This is a genomic window from Methylobacterium sp. 37f, assembly GCF_023093475.1.
Taxonomy (GTDB): Bacteria; Pseudomonadota; Alphaproteobacteria; order Rhizobiales; family Beijerinckiaceae; genus Methylobacterium.
Map to the genome: position 1 here is coordinate 25132 of NZ_JAGHKN010000025.1, position 18835 is coordinate 43966.

Annotated in this window: 20 protein-coding genes; 12 read left to right on the forward strand and 8 right to left on the reverse strand. The window is 69.2% G+C overall.

Translation table 11 applies throughout. From position 1 onward, the window contains the following. Positions 1 to 468: 468 nt before the first annotated feature. Positions 469 to 1857: a 2-hydroxycarboxylate transporter family protein gene (locus tag J7U37_RS16460; RefSeq protein WP_247636413.1), complete on the forward strand. Its 1389-nt coding sequence runs from the start codon at positions 469 to 471 to the stop codon at positions 1855 to 1857. Here the strand turns inward: J7U37_RS16460 and yidD are convergent. Then, positions 1841 to 2185 carry a membrane protein insertion efficiency factor YidD gene (gene yidD, locus J7U37_RS16465; RefSeq protein WP_056185482.1) on the reverse strand — a complete coding sequence of 115 codons (345 nt, stop codon included), beginning with the start codon at positions 2183 to 2185 and terminating at the stop codon, positions 1841 to 1843. The two genes, J7U37_RS16460 and yidD, sit on opposite strands and share 17 nt — an antisense overlap. A gap of 1 nt (position 2186) precedes the next feature. Next, positions 2187 to 2630 (reverse strand): iron-sulfur cluster assembly scaffold protein, encoded by a 444-nt coding sequence (locus J7U37_RS16470; protein WP_056185479.1) that lies wholly within the window; start codon positions 2628 to 2630, stop codon positions 2187 to 2189. Positions 2631 to 2875: 245 nt separating this feature from the next. On the opposite strand from J7U37_RS16470, the gene folE reads away from it, so the two are divergent. The 3 genes from folE to J7U37_RS16485 all read left to right on the forward strand — a co-directional run bounded on the left by folE (position 2876) and on the right by J7U37_RS16485 (position 5360). Then, positions 2876 to 3706 (forward strand): GTP cyclohydrolase I FolE, encoded by an 831-nt coding sequence (gene folE / locus J7U37_RS16475; protein ID WP_056185477.1) that lies wholly within the window; start codon positions 2876 to 2878, stop codon positions 3704 to 3706. A gap of 10 nt (positions 3707 to 3716) precedes the next feature. Further along, complete coding sequence (gene hisI, locus J7U37_RS16480; RefSeq protein WP_056185473.1) at positions 3717 to 4151, forward strand: phosphoribosyl-AMP cyclohydrolase; 435 nt, start codon at positions 3717 to 3719, stop codon at positions 4149 to 4151. Between the two features lie 141 nt (positions 4152 to 4292). Next, entirely contained in the window at positions 4293 to 5360 is a 1068-nt protein-coding gene (locus J7U37_RS16485; RefSeq protein WP_247636438.1) for a patatin-like phospholipase family protein, read from the forward strand. A 58-nt stretch (positions 5361 to 5418) separates the two neighbouring features. Here the strand turns inward: J7U37_RS16485 and J7U37_RS16490 are convergent, their stop codons facing one another. After that, positions 5419 to 5850 (reverse strand): CBS domain-containing protein, encoded by a 432-nt coding sequence (locus J7U37_RS16490; protein ID WP_056185470.1) that lies wholly within the window; start codon positions 5848 to 5850, stop codon positions 5419 to 5421. A 200-nt stretch (positions 5851 to 6050) separates the two neighbouring features. Then, positions 6051 to 6866, reverse strand: a complete 816-nt coding sequence (locus tag J7U37_RS16495; protein WP_247636414.1) for a rhomboid family intramembrane serine protease — start codon at positions 6864 to 6866, stop codon at positions 6051 to 6053. A 352-nt stretch (positions 6867 to 7218) separates the two neighbouring features. Between J7U37_RS16495 and J7U37_RS16500 the strand changes: the two genes are divergently transcribed. Beyond that, positions 7219 to 7827 (forward strand): PAS domain-containing protein, encoded by a 609-nt coding sequence (locus tag J7U37_RS16500; RefSeq protein WP_056487098.1) that lies wholly within the window; start codon positions 7219 to 7221, stop codon positions 7825 to 7827. Between the two features lie 106 nt (positions 7828 to 7933). After that, positions 7934 to 8560, forward strand: coding sequence for a PilZ domain-containing protein (locus J7U37_RS16505; protein WP_247636415.1), 627 nt, complete (start codon positions 7934 to 7936; stop codon positions 8558 to 8560). Positions 8561 to 8597: 37 nt separating this feature from the next. Here J7U37_RS16505 and J7U37_RS16510 read toward each other — a convergent pair whose 3' ends face one another. Next, positions 8598 to 9893, reverse strand: a complete 1296-nt coding sequence (locus J7U37_RS16510; RefSeq protein ID WP_247636416.1) for a deoxyguanosinetriphosphate triphosphohydrolase — start codon at positions 9891 to 9893, stop codon at positions 8598 to 8600. Between the two features lie 163 nt (positions 9894 to 10056). Between J7U37_RS16510 and erpA the strand changes: the two genes are divergently transcribed. After that, positions 10057 to 10383 (forward strand): iron-sulfur cluster insertion protein ErpA, encoded by a 327-nt coding sequence (erpA, locus tag J7U37_RS16515; protein ID WP_056185457.1) that lies wholly within the window; start codon positions 10057 to 10059, stop codon positions 10381 to 10383. Between the two features lie 150 nt (positions 10384 to 10533). Continuing rightward, positions 10534 to 12375, forward strand: coding sequence for a hypothetical protein (locus J7U37_RS16520; RefSeq protein WP_247636417.1), 1842 nt, complete (start codon positions 10534 to 10536; stop codon positions 12373 to 12375). 49 nt (positions 12376 to 12424) lie between these two features. Here J7U37_RS16520 and rnd read toward each other — a convergent pair whose 3' ends face one another. Next, entirely contained in the window at positions 12425 to 13576 is a 1152-nt protein-coding gene (gene rnd / locus J7U37_RS16525) for a ribonuclease D (RefSeq protein WP_056185451.1), read from the reverse strand. 140 nt (positions 13577 to 13716) lie between these two features. Further along, a complete protein-coding gene (locus J7U37_RS16530) occupies positions 13717 to 14163 on the reverse strand; it encodes a hypothetical protein (protein WP_200935908.1) in 447 nt (148 codons plus the stop codon). Positions 14164 to 14380: 217 nt separating this feature from the next. Here J7U37_RS16530 and aspS point away from each other — a divergent pair, with 217 nt between their 5' ends. The 4 genes from aspS (at position 14381) to J7U37_RS16550 (ending at position 18375) form a co-directional block, all read left to right on the forward strand. Continuing rightward, positions 14381 to 16195, forward strand: a complete 1815-nt coding sequence (aspS, locus tag J7U37_RS16535; RefSeq protein WP_247636418.1) for an aspartate--tRNA ligase — start codon at positions 14381 to 14383, stop codon at positions 16193 to 16195. 41 nt (positions 16196 to 16236) lie between these two features. After that, the gene (locus J7U37_RS16540; RefSeq protein ID WP_247636419.1) at positions 16237 to 16572 is read left to right on the forward strand and encodes a hypothetical protein; all 336 of its coding nucleotides are present in this window, start codon (positions 16237 to 16239) and stop codon (positions 16570 to 16572) included. Positions 16573 to 16660: 88 nt separating this feature from the next. Then, positions 16661 to 17686, forward strand: a complete 1026-nt coding sequence (locus J7U37_RS16545; RefSeq protein ID WP_156634084.1) for a hypothetical protein — start codon at positions 16661 to 16663, stop codon at positions 17684 to 17686. Further along, complete coding sequence (locus J7U37_RS16550; RefSeq protein WP_247636420.1) at positions 17683 to 18375, forward strand: hypothetical protein; 693 nt, start codon at positions 17683 to 17685, stop codon at positions 18373 to 18375. The genes J7U37_RS16545 and J7U37_RS16550 overlap by 4 nt, the downstream gene beginning before the upstream one ends. Positions 18376 to 18378: 3 nt before the next feature. On the opposite strand, the gene J7U37_RS16555 is transcribed toward J7U37_RS16550, so the two are convergent. Beyond that, on the reverse strand, positions 18379 to 18633 hold the full coding sequence (locus tag J7U37_RS16555) for a DUF3297 family protein (protein WP_247636421.1): 255 nt from the start codon (positions 18631 to 18633) through the stop codon (positions 18379 to 18381). Between the last annotated feature and the right edge of the window lie 202 nt (positions 18634 to 18835).

Consider the following 18835-nt stretch of genomic DNA (forward strand, 5'->3'; position numbering starts at 1 on the left):
GAAGGCTCACTCCTGCGTACGCGGCAGGTAAGCGGGGCATGGCTGGTGGGGAGATGGCTGGTGGAGAGATGGCTGATGGGGGGATGGCAGCGGGATCGGGCAAGCGGGATCGGGGAAGCAGGTTCTGGGCGGGCCCCGTAAGGTGCGCCGCGTCGGGCCGTTTAGACCTATTCCGGGCGTGAAGGAACGCGAATTCGCGCGTCCGGGAGCACGAGACCCCGACAGGACCGCCAGGCCGGGCCGGCGCCGGCCCGCACGGCTCCCGTCCCGGTCGCTGACAATCGCCAGCGATCCTCAATCACCCGTGCGGTGTCGTGCGGGCCGATCAATTGACAAAGCCCGCTTGCGCCGACTTCTGCTGACGGATGGCCTTCCGTTAAGCGCGGTCGAGACCAGCAACGAAATCCAGAAAATCAGACAAGAGCCGGCCCCTCGGGGCAAAAAGGGCTTTCGCCGGGAGACACGTTCATGCCGAGCCCCGTACCGACGGCGCACCCCGAGGGCGTTGCGATCACCACGACGGCCCACCTGCCGGGGGTCCAGACCGGGACACGATTCTGGCCGCAGGGCTGGTGGCGTCTCGTCGACCTGCAGATCGGCATCATCCCGCTGCCGGTCTACCTCATCCTGGTGGCGCTGCTCTGGGTGCTGACCTCGGAGGGCGAGATCAAGGCCGACGCGCCGACGATGATCGCCGTTCTGGTCCTCGGCGGCTTCACCTGCGCGGAGATCGGCAAGCGCCTGCCGGTCCTGCGCCAGATCGGGGCGGGGGCGATCTTCGCCACCTTCATCCCGTCGGCGCTGGTCTATTACCAACTGATCCCGGGCTCGATCGTCAAGGCGATCACCGACTTCACCAAGTTCACCAACTTCCTCTATCTCTATATCGCGGCGATCATCGTCGGCAGCATCCTGGGCATGGACCGGACGGTGCTGATCAAGGGCTTCCTCAAGATCTTCGTCCCCCTCGGGCTCGGGTCCCTGGCGGCGGGCTGCGTCGGCACGTTCGTGGGCACCCTGCTGGGGCTCGGGGCGCACCACACCTTCTTCTTCATCGTGGTGCCCATCATGGCCGGCGGCGTCGGCGAGGGCGCGATCCCGCTCTCCATCGGCTACGGCAACATCCTCGGCCTGCCCGAGGGCGACGTCTTCGCGCAGGTGCTGCCGGTCGTGATGCTGGGCAGCCTCACGGCGATCATCCTGGCCGGCACCCTCAACTGGGTGGGCAAGCGCAAGCCGCATCTCACCGGCGAGGGCCGCCTGCAACCCGACACCGAGAACGACATGCAGGCGCGGGCGCCCGTGGAGACCGGCCCCATCGACGCCGCCACGGTGGCGGCGGCCGGCCTCACGGCGGTGACGCTCTACCTGCTCGGCGTGATGTGCCACCACCTCACCGGCCTGCCCGCCCCCGTGGCGATGCTGTTCCTGGCCGTGCTGGCCAAGCTCGCCAGCGCGGTCTCGCCCCGGCTCCAGGCCGGTGGCTTCATCGTCTACAAATTCGTGCAGGTCGGCATGACCTACCCGCTGCTCTTCGCCATCGGCGTCTCGCTGACGCCCTGGGACAAGCTGGTGGCGGCCTTCACGATTCCGAACCTCATCACCATCGTGGCCACCGTCGTCACCCTGATGGGAACGGGCTACCTCGTCGGTCGCCGCCTCGGCATGTATCCGATCGAGACCGCGATCGTGAACGCCTGCCACAGCGGCCAGGGCGGCACCGGCGACGTGGCGATCCTCACCGCCGCCAACCGCATGGCGCTGATGCCCTTCGCCCAGATCGCCACCCGCATCGGCGGCGCCCTCACGGTGACGGGGACGCTGGTATTGCTGAAGTGGATCACGAAGGTCGGGTAGGCACGGCCTCCTCCCCGATCGCCTCGCAGGCGAACGGCGAGGGCGGCGCGTTCACGCCGCGCCAGCGGCCGTAGCGCCACGGGGTCAATCCGGTGGCGCGCGCCGGCAGGGACTCCGGCACCAAGTCGATGCCGTGGGTGCCGAGGGGACCGCAGCGGCAGATACGGGCGAACCCGATCCAGCCGCCTGCCCAGAGCCCGTGCCGCTGGATCGCCTCGTCGGTGTAGGTCGAGCACGAGGGCCAGTGCCGGCACTGGCGGCCGATCAGGCTCGACAGGGTGAGCTGATAGGCGCGGATCGCCCCGTGGGCGACGCGGCGGAGCCGCATGCTATTCGGCCGCCACCGCGCCGGCCTCGATCCGGTCGAGGGCCTCGACCACCGCGTCGAAGGTCAGCAGCGTCGAGGCGTGGCGAGCCTTGAAGTCGCGCACCGGCTCCAGCACGGCGAAGTCGGCCCAGGGGCCGCCGGGCGCGGGGCCGCCCTCCTTGAGCATCCGCCGCATCGCGGCGCGGACCTCGCGTAGCTCCTCCGCCCGCGCCCCGACCACGTGGCGGGCCATCAGCGAGGACGAGGCCTGGCCGAGAGCGCAGGCCTTCACCTCGTGCGCGAAGTCGGTGACCGTGCCGTCCCGCACCGCGAGGTCCACCGTGACGGTGGAGCCGCAGAGCTTCGAATGCGCGGTGGCGCTGGCATCCGGAGCGTCCAGGCGGCCGAGACGCGGGATATCGGCGGCCAGTTCGAGAATGCGACGGTTGTAGATGTCGTCGAGCATGGACTTTCGATCCTCTGGCCGTTCCGCCGGGACGACCGGGCGCGAAGCCGGCTTCCAATCCCGGAGATCTGATCCGCGCGGCCTGCATTGCGCGACGGCGCGATAACGACGATATAGGCCCCCACGCACCGTTTCGCGAGGAGGCGGCTCGTCGACCCGGGGCGCGCCCACGGCCAGGGTCGCGCCACGACAGGCGGCACCGTCCGGGCATCGGTCCATCTTACCCGACGGCCCATGGTTCGACGATGTACGCAAAGCCTGACAGCCACCCGATGACGACCCGGATCGCCCGGGCGGAAGATGCCATGGATGCCGCGCTCAAGTCCCTTTCCTACCGCCTGACCGAGACGGAGGAATCCGGGATGGAACCGACCCGCCAGAACGGCGCCCTCAACGCCATGCGCAACGACAACGCGCGCGGCCAAGCCCCTGCGCCCGAACCCGCTCCCGAGATCGCGCCTCTGCCCGCCTCCGCCCAGCGGGTGCCCGACGCCATCGCCACCGGCCGTCCCAGCCGCGAAGAGGCCGAGGCCGCCGTGCGCACGCTGCTGCGCTGGGCCGGCGACGACCCGAACCGCGAGGGCCTGCGCGACACCCCGGCCCGGGTGGCGAAGGCCTATGGCCAGATCTTCGGCGGCTACGCCCAGGATGCCGACGCGCTCCTCGAGCGGGTCTTCGAGGAGGTTGAGGGCTATTCGGACATCGTTCTGGTGCGCGACATCCCGTTCTATTCCCATTGCGAGCACCACATGGTGCCCTTCATGGGGCTGGCGCACATCGCCTATTACCCGACTAAGGGCGTGGTCGGCCTGTCGAAGCTCGCCCGCGTGGTCGACACCTTCGCCCGCCGCCTGCAGACCCAGGAGACCATGACGGCGCAGATCGCCGACGTGATCGAGAGCATCCTCAAACCCCGCGGCATCGCCGTGATGGTCGAGGCCGAGCATCTCTGCATGGCGATGCGCGGCGTCCAGAAGGCCGGCGTCTCCACCATCACCACCCAATTCCGGGGCGCCTTCCGCAACGATGCCAACGAGCAGGTGCGCTTCCTCACCCTCGTGCGCAACAAGTCCTGAGCCGATCCTCATGACCTCTGCCGTCCCCAAAACGAGCGCCTTCCCGAACCCGGGCGCCCGGGCCGAGGTCGAGGAGGGGGCCGTCTTCACCCCCCGGTTCGACGCCCACGGCCTCGTCTCCTGCATCGCCGTCGATGCCACCGACGGGCAGGTGCTGATGCTCGCCCACATGAACGCCGAATCGCTGGCCAGGACCCTGGAGACCGGCGAGGCCTGGTACTGGTCGCGTTCGCGCGGCGAACTCTGGCACAAGGGCGCCACCAGCGGGCAGGTCCAGCGCATCGTCGAGATGCGGGTCGATTGCGACCAGGATGCCGTGCTGATTCGCGTCGATGTCGGGGGGGATGGCGGCTGCTGCCACACCGGCCGGCGCGCCTGTTTCTATCGCCGCGTCGATCACGATCCGGCGACCGGACAGGGTGTCCTGAGCCCCGCCGACACCTGAGCCCGAGGCGGTTTCTTCGACCCGGTTTCTTCGACCCGGTTTCTTGGACGCGGTTTGTTCGACGAGGTTCCTGCCCGGCATGATCCCGCCTCGAAACGTCCTGGCTCGCCTGCGCACATCCTGCCGAATCCTGTGTCGATGATGTGGGATGGCCTCTCCCCGGGGCGCTCGGCCCAGGTCGAGGTCCAGCGGATCGCGCCGGCGCGCCCGCGCTTTCCCCCCGGTGCCGTCGAGCCCGTGACCCCGCCGCAGGCTCCGGGGCCGCGCATCGGCCTCGCGCTCGGCGGCGGATCGGCCCGGGGCTGGTCGCAGATCGGGGTGATCGAGGTGCTGGAGGAGGCCGGCATCCACCCGGTCGTGGTGGCGGGCTGCTCCATCGGCGCCGTGGTGGGCGGCTGCTACGCGGCGGGCCAGCTCGGCCTTCTCAAGAGCTTCGCCCTGTCGCTGACCCGGCGCAGCGTCATGGGGCTGCTCGATCTCCGGCTCCGCTCCGGCCTCATCGCGGGCGACCGCCTGAGACGGCGCCTCCAGCACGACCTCGCCGACCGTCGCATCGAGGGGCTTCCGATCCGTTTCGCCAGCGTGGCCACCGACCTCGACAGCGGCGAGGAGGTCTGGCTCACCCGGGGCTGTCTGGTGGAGGCCCTGCGGGCCTCCTATGCCCTGCCGGGCATCTTTCCGCCGGTGCGCTGCGGCGGCCGGCTCCTCCTCGACGGGACGCTGGTCAATCCGGTTCCGGTGAGCATCGCGCGGGCGCTCGGGGCCGATCTGGTGATCTGCGTCAACCTCAACGGCGACCCGCGCTCCGGCGACCCGCGGGATGCGGTCCCAGCCCGGATCGCGGCCGAGCCTGTCGTCGCGCCCGCCCCGCGCCGGCCGCGGCGCTGGGGCCTGCGCCGTCCGGGACCGCGCGCCCAGACCGCCGGATCCCAGACTGCCGCAGCCGAGGCCCCCGGGTCGGCGCACGGCCTCGCCACGCCCGGCATGGCGCGGGTGATGCTCGATGCCTTCAACATCACGCAGGACCGGATCTCGCGGGCGCGCCTCGCCGGCGATCCGCCCGATATCGCCATCGTGCCGCGTCTGGCGGAGATGGGCCTGTTCGAGTTTCATCGCGCGGCCGAGGGAATCGCCCTCGGCCGCGAGGCGGCGCGCGCCGCCCTGCCGCAGATCCGCAGCCTCGTGGCGGCGGCGGCCGCCCGGACCTGACCGGCCTCGGGGCTCCGGGTCAGGCCTGGAAATTACGCCCGGATATCAGGCCCGAAAATCAGGCCATGGTGATGTAGTCGCGCATCGCCTGGTGTTCGGCCTCGACGGCCTCGATCCGGCGCTTGACCACGTCGCCGATGGAGATGAGCCCGGCCAGGCGCCCCTCCTCGACCACGGGCACGTGGCGGAAGCGGCCCTCGGTCATGAGATGCATGACCTCCTCAATGCTGCAGGCGCGGGTGCAGGTGGTGACGTCGGCGGTCATGTGCTCGGAGACCAGGGCGTCCAGGGCGTTGGCGCCCTTGGCGGCGAGCGCCCGCATGATGTCGCGCTCGGAGAGGATGCCGCGTACGGCCCCATCCGCATCGCTGACGACGACGGCGCCGATGCGCTTCTCGGCCAGGAGATGGATGGCCTCGTCGAGACTGCGCTGCGGCTCCACCGTCACGACGGAGCGGCCTTTCTCGGCGAGGATGCGTGCAACGGTCATAGACATGTCCTTTCCCGGAATATCCCCATGGACAGGGGGCCGGATGGGCAGGGATGCCGGGCTTGGCCTGTGCGGCAGGGTGCCCGGCTCGGTCTATGGCGATAGTGTGGCCCGCGTGCGCACTTGGCAAGATCCCGCAGGATCGAGGAGGGAAATAGCACGATAGTTCAAGGCGCCGGGGTGGTCGGGAGGGGCTGCCCTCAGCGCCGGGCGCGGTCGATCAGCGGCAGCAGGAAAAAGCCCGCGAGGAAGCCGCCGAGATGCGCGTCCCACGCGACCGACGTCGCCTCGGCCCCAAGCGGCAGGGCGATGATTCCGAACAGGAAGTTGGTGACGAGCCAGATCACCAGGAACACCACCGCGGTGCGGTTGCGCATCAGTTCCGGAATGGTCTGGAGCGGGGCGAAGGCCGGCCGCTGCCAGGGTGGGCCACCGGCATAGACGGGAGGCGGCTGGAACACGAAGCGCGCGGCTGCCGCCATCAGGGCGGAGACGCCTGCCGAAGCGCCGATCAGGGGGGCGGTGCTCAGGGGATCGAGGAGGACGTGGAGGATGCCGCCCGCCACCGCGCCGACCAGGCCGATCAGGCCGTAGCGCCAGGCCCCGTAGCGGCGGGCCACCGGTGCCCCGAAAGCGGCGAGCCAGACGGTGTTGAAGATGACGTGCATCCACGAGCCGTGCAGCAGCGCGTAGGTGGCGAAGGTCCACGGCATGGTGGCGGGGTCCGCCACCACGTAACGGGCGAAGGCCTGCCGCGCCTCGACCACGTCGGGGTCTCCCGCCAGGGTCGAGGCCGCCCGGAGGAGATCCTCGGCCCGGGCCGGATCGAGGGCCACGCTCCAGCGGCCCGGGATCAGCGCGAGGTCGATCAGCGCCGCGATGTCCCAGGTGTCCGGCAATACGAACTCCCGCAGGGCATGGATGCCCACGAGCACGCCGATCGACGCGCTGACCACGCCCGGCATGTTGAAGATCGGAACGCGGTTCTGCGGCGGCAGGTCGGGGGTGGCATCCATGCGGCCACCATGTCGGGGTCGGATACGGCGCGGCAAGTCCTGCGATGCCCGAAACCACCCTGCGATGCCCGAAACCGCTCTGCCCCGCCCGAAACCAGCCCCCCTGTGCTCGAAGGCCATTGTGAGGAACACGAAGGTCCGCCGGGCCGCGACCCGGACACCGAGCCTGAATTTGCCGGTGGACAACCGGGCCTGCGCATTAACCTTGATCAGAGGTTAAGGGCGCGCGTCGATCTTGATCGGCATAGACTCTGCGCCGACCCGGCACAGACTCCGCGGGCGATCCCAGATTGCTCCCGAAGCCGCCCAATTCGAGAAGGTCCTTTGCCGGACCGTGCCATTGTGGGATCTCATGAAGCATCCGACCAGCCGCATGCTCCACGCCTACTGGGATCGTCTGCGTCACGCGCGCGCCGCGCCGGAGCGCAGCGAGATCGAGCCCGGCGAGATCCGGAACCTGCTGGCCGACAGCCTGATCCTCGAGGTCGACATGGCCCGCGGCGCGGCCTCGGTCCGGCTGGCCGGGACCCATGTCTGCGCCCTGTTCGGACGGGAACTCAAGGGCCGGGATTTCGCCGGACTCTGGGGCGTGCCCGACGCCGATCCCTGGCTGCTGGTGGAGGCCGTGGCTCTCGACACGGTCGGGGTGGTGGCCGGCCTGCAGGGTCTGACGGAGCGTGACGAGACCATCGATCTCGAACTGCTGCTGCTGCCCCTGCGGCACCATGGTGAGACCCAGACCCGCATCCTCGGGGCGCTCAGCCCGACCTGCGTGCCGCACTGGCTCGGGATACGGCCCCTGACCCGGATGCGCACGACCTCCCTGCGCATCCTCGGCCACGAGACCGTGCCGGCCTACCAGGATGCCAGGGCCACCCTCGACGACCTGCCCGAGCCGGCCAACGATTCCGCCCCGTTGCGGCGCGGCCATCTCCTGGTCCATCCGGGCGGACGCGCCTGATCGAGGCGGCCGGCCAGCGGCGGAAGGATAATCCGACAAAACTTTGGTAACCATCGGCAGGTAGCGTGAAGCCGCTTGAATCCTCGAAGCGAGTCGCCCCGCCATCATGATCGAGGACGTCGAACGTTCCGCCGGGCTGTCGGCCCGGGATCGACGCAGTCCGGACCTGCGTCGGCACCATCGCGTCAAGGTCTCGATACTCGGGCGCTACATGCTGGCCGACCGTCGGGAATATCCCTGCCAGACCGTCGACATGTCGCCGGGCGGGGTCAGCCTGACCTGTGCCGTCATGGGCGCGCTCGGTGAGCGCGTGGTGCTCTATCTCGAGCATGTCGGCCGAATCGAGGGGACGATCGCGCGCCTGATTCCCGGGGGCTTCGCAGTCCGGCTCAACGCCACGCCGCGCAAGCGCGACAAGATCGCCTCGCAGCTCACCTGGCTCGCCAACCGCGAGACCCTCGGTCTGCCCGAGGGCCGCATCCACGAGCGCCTCACGCCCCTGGTCACGGGCGTCGTCCTGCGCCTGGAGAGCGGGCGCGAGGTCGCGGCCCGGATCATCGACATCTCGATGTCGGGCGTCGCGCTCACCACCGCCAGCACCCCGGCGATCGGCGTGAGCCTGATGGTCGGGCGTACGCCCGGGCGGGTGGTGCGCCATTTCGAGGGCGGTATCGGCGTGCAGTTCATGCTGCCGATCTCGCCCGACCTGTTCCACGAGGGCCTGACGCTCTGAGATCCGGGCGCCGCCCCGTGCTGTCCCGTCCTGCTGCCTACGCCTCGGTGAGGGGCAGGCTGCGGCTGTTCGGGCTCCAGGACAGGTCCGGCGTCGTCGCGAAGAGGCGCTTGTGGGCGAGGGCCGCATAGGTATCGGTCATGCCGGCGATGTAGTCGGCGACCCGGCGGGCGATGCGACCCGGCTCCGCCAACCCGGCCGACCATTCCTCCGGCATCGCGCCGGGCTCGGCCGTGAAGCGCCCGAACAGGTCGGCCACGATGATGTTGGCCTTGGCCCGCACTGCGAGCACGCCGGGGTGGCGGTACATCCGCGCGAACAGGAAGGTCTTGATCGCCGCGTCCGCCTCCGCGATCGCCTCCGAGAAGGCGATGACCGGCGCCTGCGCCGCCCGGATGTCGCCCACCGAGGACGGATTGAGGGCGTCGATGCGCCGGGTGCTCTCGGCGATCACGTCCTCGACGAAGCGGGTGATGACCCGCCGCGCCAGCTCGTGAATCTTTCGCGAGGACTCGAGGTTTGGATGGAGGCGGTCGATCTCGGTCAGCAGGTCGCTTAGGAACGGCACCTCGGCGAGGTCCGCGAGATCGAACAGGCCGGCGCGCAGGCCGTCGTCGAGGTCGTGGCTGTCGTAGGCGATGTCGTCGGCGAGCGCCGCCGCCTGCGCCTCGGGGCCGGCGAAGCGCGCCAGTTCGAGGTCGTTGAGGGCGTTGTACTCGAGGATCGCCGCCGGGATGCCGCGGCCGATCCAGCGCCGGGTCGGCCGGCCATCCGGCTCCAGCAGGGGGCCGTTGTGCTTGACCAGGCCCTCCAGGGTCTCCCAGGCGAGGTTGAGCCCGTCGAAGCCGGCGTAGCGCCGCTCCAGCCGCGTGACGATGCGCAGGGCCTGGGCGTTGTGGTCGAAGCCGCCATGGTCCGCCATGCAGGCGTCCAGGCTGTCCTCCCCGGTATGGCCGAAGCAGGTGTGGCCGAGGTCGTGACTCAGGGCCAGCGCCTCGGCGAGATCCTCGTCGAGGCCGAGCGCCCGGGCCAGAGCCCGAGCGATCTGGCTCACCTCCAGGGTGTGGGTCAGGCGCGTCCGGTAATGGTCGCCCTCGTGATGGACGAAGACCTGGGTCTTGTGCTTGAGGCGCCGGAAGGCCGAGGAATGGATGATCCGGTCGCGGTCGCGCTGGAAATCGCTGCGCGTCGGGGAGATCGCCTCCGGGATCAGGCGCCCGCGCGTGGCCGCCGGGTCCGTGGCATAGGGCGCGCGCCAGCGCTCGCCACGCCGCTGCGGCGCCTCATCACGCCGTTGGGGCGCCTCGCCCTGCCCTGTCGAATCCGCCTGCATCACGCTCCGTCGCTCCGCATCCGGTGTCCTGACGTCCCGCCGCGTTGCAGCATCAGGGTCCCCGGCATATCTTGTATCGCATAGCAGTTGTTCCAACGTCGTCCGGGTCACGATCGGCCGGGGCGGCCGGCGGATCTCGAGACCACCCCGCGAGAACACCCCGATGGCCGACATCACCCTGACGCCCCGCGCCGCCAAGCGCATCAACGAGATCATGGGCGCCGAGCCGCCCGGCGCCTCCCTGCGGATCAGCGTGAACGGCGGCGGCTGCTCGGGCTTCTCCTACGCCTTCGACATCGAGAAGGCGCGGGCTGCCGACGATATCGCCATCGAGCGCGACGGTGCCACCGTCCTCGTCGACCCGATGTCGCTGGAATACATGAGCGGCGCGACCATCGATTTCGTGAACGACCTGATCGGGCAATCCTTCAAGATCGAGAATCCCCAGGCCACCGCCTCCTGTGGCTGCGGAACCTCGTTCTCCCTGTGAATGAGGTGCGGTCCCCGCGTGGGGCCGCCCCGCGATTGCCTCCCGCGTGAAACTGCGGCACGGAAGAGGCCCTCTCTCCGACGCCTCCGGGCTCCTCTCCCGGAACGCGATCCTTCGAAGCGCCTCTTCGCCAGCGATCCGGATACGCCCATGACCTGCTCGAAAGGCCGCCCCCTCCGTGCGTGGGCGACCGGTGTCTCGGCCTGCGTCCTCGTCCTCCTCGGCGCGGGAATCGGCGCCGGGTCCGGTGCGGCTCAGGCCCAGGAGGCGGCCTCGGCGGTGCAGGACGTGACCCTGCAGGACGTGACCCTCGCCTTCGGCGAGACGGTGCTGAAGGCGCCCCGCATCACCGCCAGCGGGACCCGACTCTCCAAGGACGAACTCTCCGCGCTGCTGAAGGGGGGAGCCGGCGAATCCTGGCCCGCCCGCCTCGTCCGGCTCGATGCCGCCAGCCTGGCCATTCCCGAATTGCGGGTCGAGCGCACGGCCGCGGCCGACGCGACGCCGGTGGTGACCTATCGCGATGTGGTCGCCCGCGACGTCCGGGCCGGGCGCATTGCCGAACTCACCGCGGCGGGCGCCTCGATCCTGGTGGCGGGCGGTCCTCAGAAGGGGACCGGCACCTACGGGCGCATGCGGGCGACCGACCTCGACCTGACCGTGCTCGCCCGCCTGTACGGCGAGCCGGGCGACGGCAAGAGGGCCCTGCAGCGGATCTACGCCACCTTCGCGGTCGACGACGTGGCCTACGTGGACGCCCGGGGCACGGCCGTGAAGATCGCCCGGATCGAGGGCCGAGACCTCAGCGGGCGACAGATTCCGGCGACCTGGACCGGGGCGCTCCAGGCCTTCACGGGGCTCGATTACGAGCGGATCGCCCCTGCCGAACGCGCGCGGCTGATGGTCCTCGGCGCCGATCTCGCCGAGGCGGTCTCGGTCGGCGCCCTGGAGGCCACCGGCCTCAGCGTTCAGGAAGCCAAGCCCCGCGATGCCTTCAGCCTCGGCGTCGCCCGCCTGGAGATGACAAGCGCGGGCCTCCACCTGGAGGACATCACCTTCGCGGGGATCGACGGCGCCAAGGCCCGCCTTGCCCGGCTCTCCCTCGACGGCTTCTCGCTCGCTCCGACCGTCGCGGCCCTGCGCAAGCTCGCCGCCCTGACCACGCCGCCCGCGGAGGCGGACCTGCGCCTGCTGACGCCCGCCCTCGGCACCCTGGCGCTGAAGGATCTCAGCCTCGATCTGCCGGCCGAGCCGCAGAACGGACGCGACCCGGTCCGTGACCCAGCGCGCGACCCTGGCGACAAGGCCGCCGCCGCGCCGATGCATGTGGGCCTGCGCGACGGCTCGCTGAACTTCGCCGCCCCGCGCGACGGGGTGCCGACCGCCGGGCGCCTCAGCCTGTCGGGCCTGACCCTGCCGGCCTCGGCGGTCGCGGGGGTGCCGGGCCTCGGCTCGCTGGGCCTCTACGGCTACCGCGACCTCGATCTCGCCCTCGTGGCCGACACTGCCTGGGACGAATCCGCCCGTGAGCTGAAGCTCGGCGAGGTCTCGGTCTCCGGCAAGGACATGGGCAGCGTCCGCATCAACGGCATGATCGGCGGCATCGGCCCGGAGGTCTTCAATCCGGACGTGGCGGTGTCGAGCTTCGCCATGCTGTCGGCCACGGCCAAGGCCCTCGACCTCACCATCGAGAATACCGGGCTGTTCGACCGCTTCATCGCCGCCCAGTCGAAGGTGCTGAGCCTGAAGCCCGAGGAGCTGAAGCAGGAATACGTCACCGCCAGCACGTTCGGCGTCCCCGCGATTCTCGGCAATTCGGCGGGCGCCAAGGCCATCGGCACCGCGATGGGTCAGTTCGTGACGAAGCCCGGCACCCTCTCGCTCAGCCTGCGGCCCAAGAACGGCACCGGCATCGGCATGCTGGAATTCAGCGCCGCCCCGACCCCGGCGGCCCTGTTCGACCGGCTCGAGGTCAACGCCAAGGCGAACTGACAGAGGGCGACGGTTGCGCGGATCGGAGCGGTGCTCGGCCGCTCCGGCCTCATGCCAGGTCGCGCACCACCACCCGGCCGCGCTCGGCCGAAAGGGCGAGGCGGCCGCTCTTGAGGGCCAGGGCCTTCTCGCCGAACAGCGTGCGGCGCCAGCCGTGGAGCACGGCCACGTCGGCGTCGTCGTCGTCGGCGATAGCCTCCAGGTCGTCCACGGTGGCGATGATCTTCGGGGCGACGCCTTCGGTCTCGCACACCGCCTTCAGCAGCACCTTGAGCAGTTCGACCAGAGCCCCGTTGCCGCCCCGGCTGCGGGCGCGCTCGGGCAGTGCGATCTCCGTGAGGTCGCGGGCGAAGCCCCGCTCCACCGCCGCCAGGATGTCGGTCCCGGTGCGCGAGCGCTCGAAGCCGGCGGGAATCGAGCGCAGGCGCCCGAGCGCCTCGACGCTGCGGGGGGCCGAGGTTGCGACGTCGATCACCGCCTCGTCCTTGAGGATGCGTCCGCGCGGCACGTTGCGGCTCTGCGCCTCGCGTTCGCGCCAGGCGGCGACCTCCATCAGCACGGCGATCTCGCGGGGCTTGCGCATCCGCCCCGCCAGCCGGCGCCAGGCGGAGGCCGGATCGGCCTTGTAGGTCTCCGGCGAGGTGAGCACGCTCATCTCCTCGTCGAGCCACTCGCCGCGATCGGTGGACAGGAGCTGGCCCGCCAGCACCTCGTAGACCTTCACGAGGTGGGTCACGTCGGAAAGGGCATAGCTGAGCTGGGCGTCCGAGAGCGGCCGGCGCGACCAGTCGGTGAAGCGCGAGGACTTGTCGACCTTGGCCTTGGCCACGTCGTTGACGAGCTGCTCGTAGGAGACCGAGTCGCCGTAGCCGCAGACCATCGCGGCGACCTGCGTATCGAAGAACGGCTGCGGCAGCAGGCCCCCGAGGAGCCAGATGATCTCCAGGTCCTGGCGGGCGGAATGGAACACCTTCACCACGCCCTCGTCGGCCATCAGGGCGAAGAAGGGCGCGAGGTCGAGGTCGGGCGAGAGCGGGTCGACGAGCACCCCCGAGCCGTCCGGCGCCGCCATCTGAATGAGGCAGAGCTTCGGGTAGTAGGTGGTCTCGCGCATGAACTCCGTGTCGACGGTCACGAAGGGATGCGCAGACAGGCGGGTGCAGGCCTCGGTCAGGGCCGCGGTGGTGGCGATCAGATCCATGAATCCGGCTATACCGAAGGTTCTCGCCTCAGGCGAGGGATGCCGGCTCATGTCCTTGGCCACGTCCCCCTAATTCGCACGCGCACCGGTCCGCTATCCCCGCCCGTCCCGGCGCTGTGGCACGGATCGGCGGCCAGGGCTCAGGCCGCGACCGATCCCGCTCGCCCGCCCCGGCGGGCCGCTTGCGCCCAGGCCCGGCGCTGCGCCGTCCGTTCGCGGCGCTGCGCCTCGGCGCGGGCCAGCAGCCAATCGAGGATGCCGGTCTCGATGCGCGTGGCGCTGGATGGATCGGTGAGCCGGCGGATGCGGTCGGCGCGGAAACCCCGGTACCCGCCGCGGCCGCGGTCGATGCCGCCGAGGAGCGTCCGGCCCGGCCCGAGCCTCAGCTCGCGCGCCTCGACGCGCCGAGTGCTCCAGGCTCCGCGCGAATCCTCGTAGACGATCTCGAAGGTGCCCTCGAGGGGCAGGACACGCCATTGGCCCTCCTGCCGCTCGCGCGGTTCGGAGGCGCCGGCCGGCTCCTGCACAGGTCCGGGCGCCCCCGACGCCGCCTGTCTCAGAATGTCGAAAAAAGCGTTGGAATTCATAGGCCTGATATGGGGATGGGCCTGCGATTCCGGAAGGGATCCGGCGCTTTTCGGTAAGGGGCAACCCGCCTTCGGCCCCTGCTCTCGACGCCTCCGGCTTCGGCTCCCGAGTCCTCGGTGCCTGCCCGTCGCCTTGACTTCGCACCCCCCACGTGAATGGTGCGCCGCTCCATCCCAAGCGCCCGTGATCTGTCAGCCCCTGATGCAACAGCCTGCCATGCACCGTTATCGGACCCATACCTGCGGGGCGCTGCGCCCGTCCGACGTCGGCGAGAGCGTCCGCCTCTCCGGCTGGTGCCACCGCATCCGCGACCATGGCGGCGTGCTGTTCATCGATCTGCGCGACCATTACGGCCTGACGCAATGCGTGGTGGATTCGGACTCGAAGGCCTTCCAGGCCGCCAACGCGGCGCGCTCGGAGTGGGTCATCCGCATCGACGGCCGGGTCCGCACCCGCCCCGCCGGCACTGAGAACCCGGACCTGCCCACCGGCGCGCTGGAGGTCTATATCGACGACCTCGAAGTGCTCGGCCCGGCCGGCGAATTGCCGATGCCGGTCTTCGGCGACCTCGACTACCCGGAAGAGACCCGGCTGAAGTACCGCTTCCTGGATCTGCGCCGCGAGAAGCTGCACGCCAACATCATGAAGCGCGGGGCGATCATCGACAGCCTGCGCCGCCGGATGCGCGACGGCGGCTTCTTCGAGTTCCAGACCCCGATCCTCACCGCCTCCTCGCCGGAGGGCGCGCGCGACTATCTCGTGCCGTCCCGCGTGCACCCGGGCAAGTTCTATGCGCTGCCGCAGGCCCCGCAGCAGTTCAAGCAGCTGACGATGATCGCGGGCTTCGACCGCTACTTCCAGATCGCGCCGTGTTTTCGCGATGAGGATGCCCGCGCCGACCGGAGCCCGGGCGAGTTCTACCAGCTCGACATCGAGATGAGCTTCGTCACGCAAGAGGACGTGTTCCAGGCGGTGGAGCCCGTGCTGCGCTCGGTCTTCGAGGAATTCGCCGAGGGCAAGCGCGTCACCGGCACCTTCCCGCGCATCCCCTATGCCGAGGCGATGCTGAAATACGGCGTCGACAAGCCGGACCTGCGCAACCCGCTGATCATCGCCGACGTGACGGCCGAATTCGCCCGCGAGGACGTCGCCTTCAAGGCCTTCAAGGGCGTGATCGCGTCCGGCGGCGTGGTCCGGGCGATCCCCGCCACCGGGGCGGCGACCCAGCCGCGCTCGTTCTTCGACAAGCTCAACGACTTCGCCCGCGCCGAGGGCGCGCCCGGCCTCGGCTACATCATCTTCGAGGACGACAACGGCACGCTCACCGGCAAGGGCCCGATCGCCAAGTTCATCCCGGCCGAGGTCCAGGCCCTGATCGCGCAGAAGACCGGGACCAAGGCCGGCGACGCGGTGTTCTTCTCCGCCGGCACCGAGGGCAAGGCGGCGGCGCTCGCTGGCAAGGCCCGCATCCGCATCGGCGACGAGCTGAACCTGTCCGACAAGGACCAGTACGCCTTCTGCTGGATCACCGACTTCCCGATGTACGAGTGGAACGAGGACGAGAAGCGGATCGACTTCTCGCACAACCCGTTCTCGATGCCGAACTTCGACCGCGAGGCGTTCCTGGCCCTCGATCCGTCGGATGCCGAGACGATCCTGAACATCAAGGCGTTCCAGTACGACATCGTCTGCAACGGCACCGAATTGTCCTCCGGCGCGATCCGCAACCATCGCCCCGACGTGATGGAGAAGGCCTTCGGTATCGCCGGCTACGGCGTCGAGGTGCTGGAGGAGAAGTTCGGCGGCATGCTAAACGCTCTGAAGCTCGGCGCCCCCCCGCACGGTGGCATCGCGCCGGGCATCGACCGCATCGTCATGCTGCTCTGCGGCGAGCAGAACCTGCGCGAGGTCGTGCTGTTCCCGATGAACCAGCGCGCCGAGGACCTGATGATGGGCGCCCCCGCCGAGGCCACCCCGAAGCAGCTGCGCGAGCTCCACATCCGCCTCAACCTGCCCGAAAAAGGCGCCTGAGGGGCCAAGCCCCCTCTTACCGCCCGGCGGGATCGTTACCCGTGACATCCGTCCTCAGGCCCGCGGAGGCCCTGGTCCGCGCTGTCGAGATCCTCGCGGCGCAGGGCTTCGCGGTGGTCGCCCGCAACACCCGGGGCGACAGCGTCTACCTCAAGCCCGAAGCCTGCGCCTTCGCCCTGCGGGTCTCGAACCACGCCCGCACCCCGAAGCAGCGCAAGAATCACCCCGACGCCATCACCAGCCTCGTCCTGCGCGACCCGACCTCCGAGGCGGCGCTGACGGAGGCGGTCGCCGTGGCGGTGCGGAATTTCGCCGGCGAGCGGGCGAAGCGGGAGCGGGTGCTCGGGGTGAGGGCGATTGACCGAACCTATCCATGAATATAGAGCTATGATAGGTTTTTATTGATATTTTGGCGTGTCTATGAGACAGATGGGCCGGTCGCTCGATCTCTCGGGAGCACCGCCCATGTCGTCGTCAGGTCGCCAAAGCGGAGAACGCGCGAAACTCCCCTATGACCTCGCAGCCCTGAGAGTCGAAGTCGGACTGCTCCGCGTCGAGCATCTCCTCTCCCGGGCGTACGATCCTGATCAGCCTCGCACCCCGGCTGGCCAGACCGGGGCCGGGCGATGGACCTCTGGAGACGACGGGCAGGACGTCATCGCCGATGACGGCTCGCGGGTGCTCTCGCTGCGGGTTCGCAGCCAGCCGTCCGAGACCTGGGACGAGCGGCACGTCGTCATCGCGCCGGATGGAACCAAGACGCTCTTCGAGATGGAGGGGCGGACCCAGACCATCAGCGATGGCGAGACGGGAGAGATCCTGTCGCGCGGCACTCGGATCGACGGCCGGGTGGAGCCGGAAGCATTCGTTCAAAGCGCGAGAGCCCCACAACCATCCCGGTCACGGACCGCAGCAGCTGTCGAGGCCGGGATGGCCTTGCTCTCAATCCTTTCTCTCCGGAAGAGCCGGGATGGCACTGCGATCTTCGAGGCGCCGGCCAGCGCGTATGAGCCCGGGTCGGATGCGAACAATCCGGCCATGTGGGTCGGTCGGGTCGACCAAGCGGAACTGGACGCCGCCTGTCCGCGTCGTGGCGAGGTTCAGGGGATCCTCGATGACTCCGTCTCTCAGGTGCGCACGACCGGTAATTTCATGGACGCGCAGGATTTCGGCAATAAAGTTCACGCCGTCGCTGCTGCAAAAATTCGTGCACTTAACGATCCGAATCTTGTTCAAGAAGTTTCATATGTTCCTGGTACAACGGAACCGGTTATTCCCGATAAAACAGACCCGGTGCCCTACGGAACTCAGTTCTCAATTCGTCTCGACGCCCTTGAAAAAAGTGACCCATTGACGGTCTGCGTCCACGATTTCAAGACCGGCAAGAGCGGCCTCGCAGCTCTACGTGCCACCCATATCGCACGGATGGTTGCCATCAATTTCCCTGGCACGCGGCGCATTATCGTGAATGAAATAAGGCCTTCCCGATGACGAACGCCAAGCAGATCAAACAGATTTTCGGGCCCCTGGCAGCGCAGTATGACGATCTGAGACAGATCGGGTCCCACTATCTCTGGCTTCTGCCGGTTCGGCACGTGGCGCTGCGTGTCCTGATCGACCGAAGTTCGCACAAGGATCTGTGCACGCCGCAATGGACGATGTTGCAGACCTTCATGCCGGGTCCCGATCTGCTGACGAGCATCGGCTATTCCGGCTACCTGCATCGTCCCGCATCGTCCCGCGTGGTGGAATGGGACTGGTCGGATCCGACGATGATCGACGATCTGCTCTCGGTCATCGCGACGGAAGCACTACCCCGGCTTCGCGCGATCGATTCGCTGCCGGCATTCTGGGCGGTCTACACCGACGGCACCGATCGCAAGGTGCCGCAATGGCCGGAAACTCGCCTGATCTTCCACATCGCTCTCGGCGACCTGGATTCGGCGCGGGCGCTCTACGAAACCCTGGAGCCGGAGCTTCGCGAAGATCGGTATCCCAATATCGCCTGGGTCCAGAAACGCCGCCGGATGGTCCTGAGCGTCGCCGAACCGCTCCTGGCCGGCGACCGGGCCGCCCTCGCAAAAATCCTGCACGGCTGGGAGGCGGACAACATCCGCGGCACCAAGCTCGAGCCCTACTGGCAGCCGACGCCGTTCCCGCTGGAGGACGCGTCGGCCTGAGGCTCAGCCCTCGACCGGAGTCTCATCGCGAAAATACGGCTCCACGGGGCCCTTGAGCTTCACCGTCATCGGATTGCCGGCGCGGTCCAGGGTCTTGCCGGCCGAGAGGCGGACCCAGCCCTCGCTGACGCAGTATTCCTCGACATTGGTCTTCTCGACGCCCTTGAAGCGGATGCCGATGCCGCGCTCGAGGATCTTCTCGTCGTAGAACGGGCTGTTGGGATTCACAGCAAGGCGGTCGGGAGGCGTATCGGACATCGTCGCGGACCTTGGGTCGTTTCACGTCGCAGGGTGAGGATTTCGAACGCAAGCGGGTACGGGATTCGGGGCGCTCTCGCAACGCCGAGCCGCTTTCGGGGCGCAGGCAGGCCCGCAAACCGGTCCGCGATGGAACAAAACGCCCCGATCGTCAGCGTCGGATCTCGGCCCCGACGCGACAATGCCGGCCGGCCACGGGCAT

Coding starts and splice junctions, on each gene's coding strand:
- J7U37_RS16555 (WP_247636421.1), bottom strand. CDS start 18,633: ATGTCCGATACGCCTCCCGACCGCCTTGCTGTGAATCCCAACAGCCCG.
- hisI (WP_056185473.1), top strand. CDS start 3,717: ATGACCTCTGCCGTCCCCAAAACGAGCGCCTTCCCGAACCCGGGCGCC.
- J7U37_RS16505 (WP_247636415.1), top strand. CDS start 7,934: ATGATCGAGGACGTCGAACGTTCCGCCGGGCTGTCGGCCCGGGATCGA.
- J7U37_RS16470 (WP_056185479.1), bottom strand. CDS start 2,630: ATGCTCGACGACATCTACAACCGTCGCATTCTCGAACTGGCCGCCGAT.
- J7U37_RS16530 (WP_200935908.1), bottom strand. CDS start 14,163: ATGAATTCCAACGCTTTTTTCGACATTCTGAGACAGGCGGCGTCGGGG.
- J7U37_RS16520 (WP_247636417.1), top strand. CDS start 10,534: ATGACCTGCTCGAAAGGCCGCCCCCTCCGTGCGTGGGCGACCGGTGTC.
- erpA (WP_056185457.1), top strand. CDS start 10,057: ATGGCCGACATCACCCTGACGCCCCGCGCCGCCAAGCGCATCAACGAG.
- J7U37_RS16510 (WP_247636416.1), bottom strand. CDS start 9,893: ATGCAGGCGGATTCGACAGGGCAGGGCGAGGCGCCCCAACGGCGTGAT.
- J7U37_RS16485 (WP_247636438.1), top strand. CDS start 4,293: ATGTGGGATGGCCTCTCCCCGGGGCGCTCGGCCCAGGTCGAGGTCCAG.
- rnd (WP_056185451.1), bottom strand. CDS start 13,576: ATGGATCTGATCGCCACCACCGCGGCCCTGACCGAGGCCTGCACCCGC.
- folE (WP_056185477.1), top strand. CDS start 2,876: ATGTACGCAAAGCCTGACAGCCACCCGATGACGACCCGGATCGCCCGG.
- J7U37_RS16490 (WP_056185470.1), bottom strand. CDS start 5,850: ATGACCGTTGCACGCATCCTCGCCGAGAAAGGCCGCTCCGTCGTGACG.
- J7U37_RS16500 (WP_056487098.1), top strand. CDS start 7,219: ATGAAGCATCCGACCAGCCGCATGCTCCACGCCTACTGGGATCGTCTG.
- J7U37_RS16495 (WP_247636414.1), bottom strand. CDS start 6,866: ATGGATGCCACCCCCGACCTGCCGCCGCAGAACCGCGTTCCGATCTTC.
- J7U37_RS16550 (WP_247636420.1), top strand. CDS start 17,683: ATGACGAACGCCAAGCAGATCAAACAGATTTTCGGGCCCCTGGCAGCG.
- J7U37_RS16460 (WP_247636413.1), top strand. CDS start 469: ATGCCGAGCCCCGTACCGACGGCGCACCCCGAGGGCGTTGCGATCACC.
- aspS (WP_247636418.1), top strand. CDS start 14,381: ATGCACCGTTATCGGACCCATACCTGCGGGGCGCTGCGCCCGTCCGAC.
- yidD (WP_056185482.1), bottom strand. CDS start 2,185: ATGCGGCTCCGCCGCGTCGCCCACGGGGCGATCCGCGCCTATCAGCTC.
- J7U37_RS16545 (WP_156634084.1), top strand. CDS start 16,661: ATGTCGTCGTCAGGTCGCCAAAGCGGAGAACGCGCGAAACTCCCCTAT.